The sequence below is a fragment of the Bifidobacterium callimiconis genome (assembly GCF_003952005.1).
GTDB lineage: Bacteria > Actinomycetota > Actinomycetes > Actinomycetales > Bifidobacteriaceae > Galliscardovia > Galliscardovia callimiconis.
In genome coordinates this window covers 75435-88384 of sequence record NZ_QXGJ01000008.1, presented here as the reverse complement: position 1 = coordinate 88384, position 12950 = coordinate 75435, and the positions used below count along the sequence as shown (strand labels likewise).

Here is a 12950-nt window from a genome sequence, read left to right as displayed (position 1 = left end):
TATCTTTTCTGTATGCAAACGTTAGTATTATGTTCGTCATCGAGTGCGATGTCATGTGCGGCACCGTGTGCGACGTGAGATTGCGCACAGTTGCCGACTTGCGCAAATCACTTGCGCAAGCCTATGCTTGGTTGCGGTTCATCCGCGTATTTCGAGCGGAACAAGCGTTTGGATAATTGGATGGACGGCATCTTGCGTAATTGCGTAATCTTGCGTAATTGCGCATACGGCATCGAGCATAAAGGAGTGGGGGCGTGGCGAGTCTCAAGGAAGTGGCGGAACAGGCCGGAGTCTCCGAATCCACGGTATCGCGCGCGTTGCGCGGCACCGGACGAGTGAGCGCCAAGACGCGCGCCCACGTGCAGGAAGTCGCCAATCGTCTGCATTTCACGCTGTCGCGCAGCGCGTCGTCGCTGGCCAGCGGCAAGACCATGCGCGTGACCATGGTGTTCACCGACACGCTCAACACATGGTTCAACTCCGCCGCGCTTGAAGGTGCCTACGAGGTGCTCAGCGAGGCCGGATACGATCTGGTGCCGATGATCGTGCGCACGCAGGCCGACATGCAGCGCTTCTTTGAGCGGCTGCCCGGCAACCGCAATCTCGATGGCATGATCGTCGTGTCCATCATGCTCGACAACACGCAGGTGGGCATCCTCGAGGATCTCACCATTCCGTCCGTCGGCCTCGACGCGCGTGCGATCGGCGGGTACAGCGCCACCGTGCGTGTGGACGACGCCGACTCCATGCATCAGGCCGTGCAGCTGCTGCATTCGCTCGGCCATGAGCGCATCGGATTCGTGGAGATGCCCGACAACCCCGACTTCCTGTTCAGTGCCAAGCTGCGTTCCGGCGCGTTCATGGACGCCGCGCGCGAGATGGGGTACGAGGAGGAGAATCTGGCGCTGTTCGAAGGGCGTGACTCCAGTAAGTTCCGCAGCTTCCAGGATGCGGTTTCGGAGACCGCGAACCGTATCATCTCGCGTCCGAACCGTCCGACCGCCATCTGCGTGGAGACCGATGACTTCGCGATCGCGTTGATCTATGCGATGCGCCGCGTGGGCATCCGCGTGCCCGAGGATCTGGCGATCATCGGCTTCGATGACAACGATCGTTCCTCCATGGCCGAGCTGACCACGCTGCATCAGGATCCTGTGATGATGGGTCGCATGGCCGCAGAGAAGGCGGTCGCACTCATGCACGGCGAGACCCTGCACGAGCCCCACAGCATGCTGCGCACATCCCTGATCATGCGTTCCACCACCTGCCGCCTGGGGCAATAGTCGGGTCGGCCGGCGGGCGGACGCAGGTGCGCGGGCGGGCGCCGACACCCGTGTACTCACGAACGCAGCGCCGTCATTGGCGAGGATCCGCGGGGTACTGGCCGGCATGATACCTGCGTGTTCCATCCGTGGGAGGCTGAGTCTGTCAGGGAAAACGCCGGCGGCGTTTTTAGGATTCAGGTGAGCCGACAAGCGAACCGGAAGGAAGGTCGGCCGCAGGCCGTCCGTTCTTGCAGGACGCTGGCCGACGAGACTCGTATATACCCCTCGTGGCTCCCTCCGAGGGAGGGAGCTGGCCGACGCAGTCGGTCTGAGGGAGGGATTGAGTCTTTCTGGTTGTGCCCTCCCTCTGTCATGGCACATGCCATGACATCTCCCTCCCACGGAGGGAGAACGAAGGGACGACACCTGCGTGTTCCCTCTGGGGGCAGCCGGTGCGCGTTCATGCCGATCTGTCCGCGACCCTTTACGGACTGAGCGACCGAATTCTGGCCGGTCGCCGTGCTGCAACCCACATACGAAAAAAGGCCTTCCGAGGTGGAATTCGGAAGGCCTTCGTGGAGCTAGGGGGAGTCGAACCCCCGACCTCTTCGATGCGAACGAAGCGCTCTACCAACTGAGCTATAGCCCCAAAGGTCGTGCTGCCATATCTGACAACTTGCCCCAATATAGTACGACGCGCGAATTTGCGCAATTCAATCCCGTGTCACGTTCACAAACCGTTCGCATAGTGAACGTTGAATCCCTTCGTGCTCCCTCCGTGGGAGGCTGAGTCCGTCAGGGAAAACGCCGGCGGCGTTTTTAGGACTCAGGTGAGCCGACAAGCGAACCGGAAGGAAGGTCGGCCGCAGGCCGTCCGTTCTTGCAGGACGCTGGCCGACGAGACTCGTATATACTCCTCGTGCTCCCTCCGAGGGAGGGAGCTGGCCGACGCAGTCGGTCTGAGGGAGGGATTGAGTCTTTCTGGTTGTGCCCTCCCTCTGTCATGGCACATGCCATGACATCTTCCTCCCGCGGAGGGAGAACGAAGGAACGACACCTGTGTGCTCCCTCCGAGGGAGGGAGCTGGCGCGCGCAGCGTGACTGAGGGAGGGATTATGTCGCTAGCGTCGTCCCCACTCTCGATCACGCCGCGTGATGCGGGGTGGAGTCACTGAACTCGGTAGCGTCGATGGTCTCGGCATTGGCCGTGGCGCCCTCGGCGACGGTGTCCTTCTTCTTACCGAACTTGGCCTTGAGCAGACCGATCACGGTCGGCAGCAGCGACACGAGCAGGATCAGCACGATCACCAGCTCGAAGTGCTTCTGCACGGCCGGAATGTTGCCGAAGAAGTAGCCGAGGAACGTGAACAGGGAGGACCAGGTCAGGCCGCCGAGCACCGAGAACGGCGTGAAGCGGCTCCAGCGCATGCCAGAGATGCCGGAGATGAACGGCATGAACGTGCGGATGAAGGGGAAGAAGCGGCCCAGGAACACGGCGAGCGGGCCCCACTTGTCGATCATGGCTTCGGTCTTGGCGATGCGCTCCGGGGTCATGGCCTTCACCTTGCCGGACTTGATGATGCGGCGGCCGAAGAAGTGACCGATGAAGTAGTTGCACTGGTCGCCGATGACCGGGGCGCACCACACCACGGGCAGCAGCATGCCCAGCGGCAGCGCGGACTGGCCGGTGGTGGCGTCGGGGGCGGCGAACACGCCGGCTGCGAAGAGCAGGGAGTCGCCGGGCAGGAACGGGAAGAACACCACGCCGGTCTCGATGAAGACGATGAGGAAGATGAATCCGCAGGCCACTCCCGGGCCCATGGCGATCCAGGCCGCGATCGCCGCGCGCGGATCCTTCAGAAGTTCAAGGATGAAATTGACAAAAGCCATGCTGTATTGTTTCCTGCCGCTCTGTTCGCTCTGGCGCCGTGGCACCTGCCGTGGCGCATCTCGTGATTCCTTAGGTTCTTGGGTTCTGGTCTTCGTGGGTGTTGCGGATATTGCCGGCATTCCCGACCTGCGGCCGCGGGCGGTTGAATTTCCGCGGCCCCGCGAACCACTACCACACCCTAGCAGCAGCGGTAAGACGGGGGTTTACGGCGTTTCCTATACGCACAAGTCCCGCATAAATCGAACACTTCCGCACAAACTGTCGTGGCACGCGGTTGAGCAGGATAGGGAAGGGGCATCCGCCCATGGTGGGTAAGGACTACCTTCCCCTCGTTAGGTGCTTGCCGGAGCATGGAGACGTCTAACCGCGCTTCCCTAGGTGCTCCGAAAAATAGACCCCTAAAAGATAGGTATTGCAACAGATAGTTTTCCGGGGAAAACTATCTGTGTGAATAGAGGATTTGCGAGCGCCTCGGTTCCTCTAGTTCGGAGAGTACCTAGGGAAGCGGGGTTAGACGTTGACCGGGTTCGCGAACCACCTAGCGAAGCGCGGTTGGCCCCGGGATTCGAGGCCGAGAGCCCAGTTTGGACTCCATTCGGGTCTCCGATTTCCCATCCACAGGCATAACCGGGCCCTCGGAAATGCTTCGCGAGACTTGCAAGGAGGCTATTCCTCGTTTTGGAGGTCCTTGAGGAGCGTTGCAAACTGCTATCCCCAGATTTGGAGGTCCTTCTTCAAGTAGCCGAAATTGTCATATGGCGTGAGGAGCCGCGATATTAATGCAGTGAGGCTAGGTTTCGCTAAAAACCTATGAAATCTGAACTTCCGAGGGGAGTGCACCTGCCGATATGGCGGAAAGTCTATTTGGCAAAGGACCTCCAAATCCGTAGATAGCTCTCTGCAAGACCGCAAATCAACGTCCCAACTCGGAGATAGGTCCGAATGCAGAGCGATGAATACCGCTGATTCGCATTCGGAACCGGAAACCTGGGAGAAGTGCCGGCGGAACCGGGCCATTGCATTCCGATGCTCGGTCCGCACCCTGCACTCAACACATCATCGCCGCGAAGGCACGAGCGCTGCGAGCGGATCCTCCCGATCGAAGTGCCCGGTCTCGATTCCAGCCGACGCCGTCCCGGCCCGGTGCCCATTCGCGGCTGCCTTGGAGGCAGGGGCATCAGACCGTTCACCTTCGGTCTCGACACCCATCGAGCCCCCGGCTCCGGCATTGTCATCACGTCCATTGCCGTCGTGCCGGTTGCCTTCGCGCCCGTCGCCGCCGACAACCTGCGTCACCGTGTCCACGCCGCTGCCACCACCTAGTCCCAGGCCTAGGCCTAGGCCCAGTCCCATAAGATGCCCCGAAGCCGCGGTCCCACTCACGTTCCCGGCGTTCCCGAAACTTCCAACGTTCGAGTCCCCAGCGCCGCCCTCCGGCACATACCGGTACGTGGCGGCCGGACGGTGCCGCCCCTCGCGCTGCTTCCTACCGGTGGCCTCAAGCTGCCCGGAGGCAAGCATCTTGCGTCGGAAATTCGCCAGATCGATCGTCTCCCCGGTGATCGCCTCATACACCCCATGCAACTGCGCGAGTGTGAACTCCTCGCCCACAAGCCGCGTGGCCACGAGCGGGTATTCAATCTTGGTGCGCAGCCTTTGCAGCGCGTAGTCGATGATCTCCCGATGATCGAACGCCAGCTCCGGCAGCTCGTTCTCCGGGAACCATTGCACGTTATCCCCGGCCTTGAATTCCCGAGCCTCGGCCCGCCCCACGAGCGCCCAGTACACGATCGAAACCATGGGCAGCCCGCCGTGCGACCTGGTGGGCCCGCCGAAGGTGTACAGCTGCTCAAGATACCGCGGATGCAGATCGGTGGTGGACTCCAACGCCGCATAGGCGGCCTGCTCGAGCGTGCGGTCGGCGCGAAGATCGCCGCCGGGCAGCGCCCACATGCCTTGGAACGGCTGCCGGACGCGGCGCACCAGCGGCAGCCACAGTCGGTTGCGCTTGCCGCCGTTGCGTTCCGCGGCTTCGCCATCGCGGCCCGCTTCCGCCCCATTCGCGTCCTCGCCAAGCGCAAGGATCACCACGGACACGCCTACTTGCGGCGGCTGGCTGCGTCGTTCCGAAACATTGCCGAGTCCCATAACTGCACTACTTCCTTCGCTGGGATTGGGGTTCAAAGAATATGACCAGAACCATGATTACGCGCGATTGTAAAGACTCGCCAGTCCGTTCGTGCCTCGCCTATATCCCCTATATCCAGCTATCGAACCACATGTGCGACAGCCAGAACGAATACGGTACCGGAATCGCCGTCCAGATCGGGTAGAAGAACACCGACACGAGCGTGATGATCACGAGCACGCCGCCCATCACCCACCAGAACGAGAATGCGTCGAACAGCCCGTGCAGCCAGTCGGCCACGTAGATGAATCCGAGAATGATCCACGGCAGGATCACGATCGCATAGAACGTGAACGTGGTGCGGTTGAGGTACTGCGCCCACGGCAGCCATCCGCCGAGGAATCCGGCGAGCACCGCCCAGATCCGCCAGTCGCCGCCCTTGGCCACCACGGCCACGATTACGCCCAGCACCACGCACACCGTGCCGAGCCACCAGATGAGTGGGTTGCCGAGCGACGTGACCGCCGCCACGCAGGTCTCGTTCGGCCGCAGCGTGCAGAGGCCCGGATGGCCGGAAAGTTCTCGCCAGTAGAAGCTGGTGGGTCGCTCCTGAATGGGCCAGGTGAGCGGGTTGGCCTTGTAGTCGTGCGGCGCGTCGAGCGTGGTGTGGAACTGCCACATCTGAATGTGGTATTGCACGAACGACCGCAGTCCTTCCGGCAGCCATGTGATGCCCTTACCGGGGTTCATGCGCGCCCAGTCGTGCATGTATGAGTCGGGGTGGATGAACCAGCCGATCCATGTGGCGAGATACGTGGCGATGTATACGGGCACCATGTAGAGCGCGGCGAGGATGCCGTCCTTCCACAGTCCGGTGACGAACCATGCGCGGAAGCCGTTCTGCCGGCGCAGCCACGCATCCCAGAACACGCTGATCAGGCAGAACACGGCGAAGAAGTAGGCGCCGGACCATTTGACTCCGGTGGTGAGTCCGAGCAGGATCGCCGCCGCGAGACGCCACCAGGAGAATGCGATGACCGGGCCGGTGGAGTCGAGGATGAATCGGATGGGCGGCAGGGTTTGCGTGGCGTCGGGATCGAATTCGTCGGAAGCCTTGCCATTGCCGGCAGAGCCGTTGCCAACGTTGCCACTGCCGACAGTACCGTTGCCGCCGGTCGCGCTCGCATCCCCCGCGTCCCCGTTCAGCCGAGTCCGCCACGGCACCACCGGTATCCATTTGGCGTGACGTCGGCGCGATTGCCGTCGGTAGGCGTCGGCGAGGCGCCGGTTGGCCCAGTCGCGGTGGGCGAGCATGCAGCAGAATGCGCCGAGCGCGAGCACCATGATGAAGTTGTCGAGCAGTCCGGTGCGACTGAGCGTGATGCCCATGCCGTCGATGGACATGAGGAATCCGGCGATGAGCGCCATCGGCAGCGATCGGAAGATGCGCAGCACCACGCGGCACAGGATCAGGATGGCGAGCGTGCCGGCCACGGCGGTGGATACGCGCCACGCGAATGAATTGGCCGCGCCGCCGAACAGTTGCAGTCCCAGCGCGATGCACCATTTGCCGAACGGCGGATGCACCACGTATTCGGCCACGGGCAGCCAGTCGGTCAGGTGTTGTCCGTTGGCGAAGTAGTCGTCGATTTTGATGGCGTTGATCGTGGCGGGCCAGTCGCGTGGCTCGCCCGTGTTGAGCATGGTCCACGCGTCCTTGACGTAGTAGGTTTCGTCGAAGACCACGGCCTGCGGCTGTCCGAGTCGGATGAATCGCAGCAGTCCGCCGAACAGCGCCATGAGGATGGGCCAGATCCAGCCCGCGGCGCGTTCGGATGCGGTGCGCGGGTCCACTATTCCGGCGAGCGCGGATGGGATTGCGCGCGCGTTGGCGCGTGGTGATGCCGCGGTGTGCCGTATGTGCGCGCCGTGACTTCCCCTGATGCGGCGTGTGCGAATCTTCGAGCCCATGGTTCCAAGGGTAGTCCAGTGTGGTGGTGGGCGTCGAACGGGGAAGATGATTGGCTGATTCCCAACGATGAGAACGTTCGCATCTGGTAGCAGAATATAGAGTTTTTACGTGATGAATATGTGAATATATTGAACATTGGAAATGTTTGATAATGCGATGATTACGGGCGATCAAAAGTGATTAATTTGTAATTATGTAATCTTGCAAACCGGTTGCCAAATCTTGCATAACCCCCCGTTTTAGTAGGTCTTTCGGGTGATAGTGCGCAACATTGACCCCCGTTACGCTACTCGGTTCGGGGGGGGGGTGATGTGATGTGAGATTGTCGCCGTAGGAGGACGAACATGGCCGGCATCCTCTTTTGGGGAATGGGGCGCCGCTATAGGATGAAATTGCAAAGCGTTGGAATTGCAACATTTGTCTGATGTTGTAATTGTCGTGCCTCGGAGAAATTCGGGTTCGGCTTGACGCTTGTGAAGTGATAGAGAGTTATGTAAGGATTTGCGCTGATGCGAAACGGTGCATGGCGTCGCCGCGACGACACCCCCGAAGAAGAGGGGGGTTAGAAGGGTGCCCTTCAGGAGGCTGCGCACTCTCCTGAGTAACCGACCGGTTGGTTCTCGATATATGGAATCCGATATCCAGAATCCTCATATGAAGCGTTCGACTTCACATTCGCATACCCGCGCGTTCGTCGCGAAGATCGCCAGCGTGATCGCGGTGGTGGCAATGGGGCCGCTTGCCGTAGGCGTCGCCTACGCGGATGATCCCGCTTCCACGGCGGCCGACAGCGGGACGTCTGCGACAGCACCGGCGGCGGCAGATGGCACGTCGTACTCGGCCTCCGATGCGAGTAGCCTGGCGGCGGCGCTGACATGTGGCGATTCGGCCGAGTCTCGTACCGTGACCGTCACCAACGACATCACGGTGAATGCGGATGACTTGTCCAATGGCAGCAAAAACATCAAGTGCCCGATCACGATCGTGTCCGACGGGCAGTCGATGCATACGATCACGTGGACGGGCACGGGCTCGATGCTCTGGCCTCAGAAGGGCAGCGGCTCCCTGACCATCGGCGTGCAGGGCGTGGATTCCGACAAGGGCGGGAACATGCTCACGTTCACGCACCCGAAGGACGACCATGTCTATGGTCCGCTCATGCACTCCTACGGTACGGTGACCATCCATGGCGGCACGTTCACCGGTCTGAAGGCGGACCGGGGAACGGTCGTGCTGAATGAGGGCGAGCTTACGATCAATGGCGGCAAGTTCTCGGACAACACTGCGGAGAACGGTGGCGTGATCTATCAGGCGTCCGGTTCCGCGACCATCAATGGCGGCAAGTTCTCGGACAACACTGCGGAGAACGGTGGCGTGATCTATCAGGCGTCCGGTTCCGCGACCATCAATGGCGGTACGTTCTCGGACAACAAGAGCACAGGTTCTGATGGCAAGGACAATAGTGCGACGTCCGGTGGTGGCGTGTGGTACGGGACCGGTGGTGCCTCGCTGACGATTACGGGTGGAACGTTCGAGGACAATAAAGCGGAGAACGGTGGTAACGGTGGCGTCATCCACAGCTATGGCACCGGTAAGATCACGATCAGTGGCGTGGCTGATAAGCGGGTCGTGTTCAAGAACAACGTGCAGGACGCGGGAGATTGCTCGTTGACGTCCTATGCCGCGTGCGATACCCAGCGCAACGGTGGCGGCGTCGTGTATATGAACGAGGACGATGCTCGCAATCAGGGTGTGCTGACGGTGCGCGGCAACGTGCTGTTCGACGGTAACGGGGAGAAGTCGTCGGGACTGTATTCGGGTGGTGGCGCGATCTGGGCTCGCGGCACTCTGTACATAAAGAACGGGGTGGATGGCTCGAAGCCGGTGTTTCAGAATAACTGGGCCATGATTCGGCGCCCGTCGGGTGATGCCAAGGAGCAGATCGAGCGTGGTGGTGCCGGTGGTGCCGTCTTCCTGATGATGAGGTCCACCGCGACCATCACGGGTGGCACGTATGAGGGCAACACGTCGGGCTATCTGGGTGGCGCGATCTATACGGAGGAGTCCACGACCACGTATGTGGGCAAGACGGTCGCGTTCGGGAACACGGCCGGTCATTTCGGCGGCGGTCTGTGGTTCTGCCCGTCGGGCAATTCGACCGCGTCGAAGGGTGGCAACATCGCCCTGTTCGGCAACTCGGTGAATCCGGATCTCGACGCGAATGAGGCCAACAAGCCGAAGGAGAACGGTACAGAGGTCACGTATGCCGGCTCGGACCTATCGATCATGAACCCTCAGGCAAAGACCTTGGGCGACAACCAGTTCCTTCTGCTGAATACGTGGTTCACGGATCGCAACGAGGATGCCGTGACCTGGCATTGGGACAACACGCCGTTGAAGGAGTCCTCCGGTTTCAAGGACTCGTGGATGGGAGGTAAGCGTAGCCAGTCCGTTCTGGCCAGTACCACCCTGCATCCGTCCACCGAAGTGCAGAAGGAGGGGCTGATCACCCTTACCAAGGATGCCACGCCCGGCGCATACCAGACGGGTGTGGCATTCAAGGCCACCGTGAATGGCAGCGAGAGCCAGGCGAACGCGTTGAAGGAGAACGCGAAGAAAACGGCACAGATCACCATCGACGGCAATCGTTCGCGTATGTCCGGTGGTGGTTTCGGCTCGAACGGCGTGGTCGTATTCGACACCCCGTATTCGATGAGCTGGCAGAAGGTCGACTTGTCCGCAGACCCGGTCGTACCGGTGAAGACGTCGTCCACGTGGACCCTGTCCGTCACGCTCGGCAAGGATGATCAGGATAAGTGGCTGACCCCGTACAACGACGACGATATGCGTCCCACCGACTGCCAGGCGACGAGCTCGACCGACGCCGACTGCTGGAAGGTCGCATCCACGACCGAGGACTCGCAGACATGGACGGTCGATATCGTGGACAACGGGCGTAGGGACAACGATCCGGATATGGGCGGTATCAGTCTCGATAACCTTGCTCCTGGCACGTACACGCTTACGGAGAAGACCGCGCCGAACGGCTACCAGAAGACCGAAAACGAGTACACGTTCACGATTGTCGCCGTTACATCGGATAGCAAGGAAATCCCAAAGGAGCCGAACCTCGAATACGCCCCGGGCTCGCCCAAGACGGACTCGAAGGGCAATCCGGATAACAACCTGTCCGGTGACGCCTCACAGAACGCGAAGCGCATCATCGGCAACAAGCTGGTCGAAGGCAAGCTCGAATGGACGAAGACCGACGATCGCAACAATCCCATCGCCGGCAGCCAGTGGACCCTGACCGGACCCAACGGGCTGAAGTACGAGAACGTCACGGACTGCACGAAGTCGGGGACGTGCTCGTCGGACGCCGGTGCGGATACGAACGATGCGGAGGGCAAGTTCGCCCTCGACATCAAGCTCACCAATGCTGACGGAAGCTGGGTGTTCCCGGACGGCAACTACACGCTTACCGAAACCCAGGCGCCCGACAAGTACTGGAAGACGGACCGTACGTACACGTTCACGCTCGGCACCGATGCTTCAGGCAACAGGACCGTCGCGTGGAACGATGGTGTGACTGGCGAGTTCGCGAACAAACCGACCCGTTTCGCGTGGTCCAAGGTCGACAAGGACAGTGCGGCGACGCTGCTTGGCGGGTCCGAGTGGACGATCACACAGCTTGAGGATGCCTCGGGTAAAGCGGTCAGCGGCAAGTCGTGGGCAGTCGTGGACTGCCAGCCCGGCTCTTGTATCACGCCGCAGAACGGTCTCGCCGATACCGATACGACCAAGGGCGGACTGGCGGTCGAGAAGCTGCTGCCCGGCAAGTATCAGCTGTCTGAGACCAAGGCCCCCGACGGCTACGCAAAGACCGACAAGACGTTCGACTTCACGATCGGCACGACCGAGAAGGATAGCTCGCTCACGCTTTCCGGAAGCGATCTTGTGACCGGCAACGGTGCCCCCGCCAACGCGATCGGCAATGCGCGCATGATCTCGGTGCTGCCGTTCACCGGCGGATGGTCGGCGCGTAGCTGGCTGATCGCCGGCGGAGCGCTCGCCGGAGCCGCGGCTCTGGTCACCGCCATCGTGGCTGAATACCGACGCCGAAAGGCCGCCATCATGTAACCGGCTCGGAATGGAGCGAGAAGCCCAAACCCTCTGCGTGCTCCCTCCCAGGGAGGGAGCTGTCCGCCGAATGGCGGACTGAGGGAGGGTTCCAACCCCACTCACCCTCAAAGATTTGCGGATCGCGGAGCGCCAGTTCCCCCTCCGCGACAGCAGAAACCAGTAACCAATCAAAGGAAAAAGAAAGAAGGGTTCTCTCATGAAGATGAGGAAACTGTTCGCCGGCCTCGCCGCAGCAGCCACACTGCTCAGCGGCCTCGCCCTCGGCGCCACCACCGCCAGCGCGGCTGAGACGACGCCGGTGGTGGATATTAGCGGGAAGACCGTTAAAATCACCGTTGACGATGCTCGTTACTTCCAGACCGTTGATGCGAATGGGAATGCCACTACTACGCCTCGTTCGTTCAAGGCTGTGAAGCTCGCGGCTTACACGCTGGTACCGGAAGGCAGCTCTGCGGACATCGCTCAAGGTCTGACCCTGACGACTACCGCCACAACTAAGCAGGCTGTTATCACGGCGCTTGGTGCGAATTACGATGCGACTAAGGGCGATCCGATGGTTCAGTACGTGAACCTGACGAATCGTGATGATCGTGCCTTTGTCACCAAGCTTGAGAAGACGGTAAAGCCGGCTGATACTGATACGCCCGTATCTGGAGAGCTGTCTAAAGATGGCAAGACGATGACGCTGACTATGCCGGATGCAGGCTTGTATCTGATCTACGACGCCAGCGGTACGCAGGCATTCGTGACTAAGGAAGGCGACACCACCACTACATATACGGTGAACGGTTTCAACACGATGCTGGTCGGTACCAAGGTGACCGTAAACGGCGCTGCATTGACCAATGGAGAAGGCGTGCTCAACTTGTCCGGTGCCGCGAACGGCAAGATCGCCGGTGTCACGACCACGACCGGTGCCTTCAGCTTCACCAAGGTCGATGCCGATGGGCAGACTGTAAAGGTTTCCGACACTGCTAAGGCCGCAAAGTTCACCGTGACCAAGGATGGTAAGTATCTGACGTGGCACAGTGATGGTTCCTGGTCTTTCGAAGACTCAGCCATCGATAACACCACAGCTAGCGGCTCTTATTTCCAGGAGAAGGATGGTGTCTACGCCTTCAAGAATCTCGAAAATGGTACCTATACCGTCACCGAGGTTGCGGCTCCCGAAGGATTCCTCGGTACTGCGCTGGCTTCCTTCACTGTGACGCTCAAGGACGGTAAGGTCACTGAGTTCAAGGGAACCGACCAGTGGGGTCTGGCTCCGAAGACCGGTGACGCTAATTCGACTTACCAGGTGAAGAACGTCAAGTCCATCACCCAGCTGCCTCTGACCGGTGCCGCGGGCACGATCCTGTTCTCCGCGGTCGGCGTGATCCTCGCCGCTGCAGCCGGAACCGTGTTCCTGAAGTCCCGCTCCACCAAGCGCGCCCTCCGCGCCTGAATACAAAATTACTAGGTTGTTACTAGTAATTTAATAATGGGCCGCGCTGAGATTTATTAATCTTGGTGCGGCCTTAATTTTTGAATGAAATTTATAAAAGGAATGGT

General features: G+C 60.6%; 5 protein-coding genes, 1 tRNA gene and 1 pseudogene. 3 read left to right on the top strand and 4 right to left on the bottom strand.

From position 1 onward, the window contains the following. Positions 1-254 precede the first annotated feature (254 nt). Positions 255-1283 (top strand): LacI family DNA-binding transcriptional regulator, encoded by a 1029-nt coding sequence (locus tag D2E23_RS08440; protein ID WP_126030476.1) that lies wholly within the window; start codon positions 255-257, stop codon positions 1281-1283. A gap of 558 nt (positions 1284-1841) precedes the next feature. Here the strand turns inward: D2E23_RS08440 and D2E23_RS08435 are convergent. The 4 genes and pseudogenes from D2E23_RS08435 to D2E23_RS08420 all read right to left on the bottom strand — a co-directional run bounded on the left by D2E23_RS08435 (position 1842) and on the right by D2E23_RS08420 (position 7084). Further along, positions 1842-1914: transfer RNA gene (locus D2E23_RS08435), tRNA-Ala, on the bottom strand. Positions 1915-2408: 494 nt separating this feature from the next. After that, complete coding sequence (locus D2E23_RS08430; protein WP_126030475.1) at positions 2409-3155, bottom strand: DedA family protein; 747 nt, start codon at positions 3153-3155, stop codon at positions 2409-2411. A gap of 1432 nt (positions 3156-4587) precedes the next feature. Then, positions 4588-5304, bottom strand: a pseudogene (locus tag D2E23_RS08425) (NUDIX hydrolase); the annotation flags it as partial. 109 nt (positions 5305-5413) lie between these two features. Continuing rightward, a complete protein-coding gene (locus tag D2E23_RS08420) occupies positions 5414-7084 on the bottom strand; it encodes a dolichyl-phosphate-mannose--protein mannosyltransferase (RefSeq protein ID WP_126030523.1) in 1671 nt (556 codons plus the stop codon). Between the two features lie 826 nt (positions 7085-7910). Here D2E23_RS08420 and D2E23_RS08415 point away from each other — a divergent pair. Further along, positions 7911-11396 carry a SpaA isopeptide-forming pilin-related protein gene (locus tag D2E23_RS08415; protein ID WP_126030473.1) on the top strand — a complete coding sequence of 1162 codons (3486 nt, stop codon included), beginning with the start codon at positions 7911-7913 and terminating at the stop codon, positions 11394-11396. 199 nt (positions 11397-11595) lie between these two features. After that, positions 11596-12843, top strand: coding sequence for a SpaA isopeptide-forming pilin-related protein (locus tag D2E23_RS08410; protein WP_126030472.1), 1248 nt, complete (start codon positions 11596-11598; stop codon positions 12841-12843). Positions 12844-12950 lie beyond the last annotated feature (107 nt).

Excerpts from the sequence above, each read along its gene's own strand:
- D2E23_RS08430 (WP_126030475.1), bottom strand. The coding sequence starts at position 3,155 with ATGGCTTTTGTCAATTTCATCCTTGAACTTCTGAAGGATCCGCGCGCG.
- D2E23_RS08415 (WP_126030473.1), top strand. The coding sequence starts at position 7,911 with ATGAAGCGTTCGACTTCACATTCGCATACCCGCGCGTTCGTCGCGAAG.
- D2E23_RS08410 (WP_126030472.1), top strand. The coding sequence starts at position 11,596 with ATGAAGATGAGGAAACTGTTCGCCGGCCTCGCCGCAGCAGCCACACTG.
- D2E23_RS08420 (WP_126030523.1), bottom strand. The coding sequence starts at position 7,084 with ATGGCGCTGTTCGGCGGACTGCTGCGATTCATCCGACTCGGACAGCCG.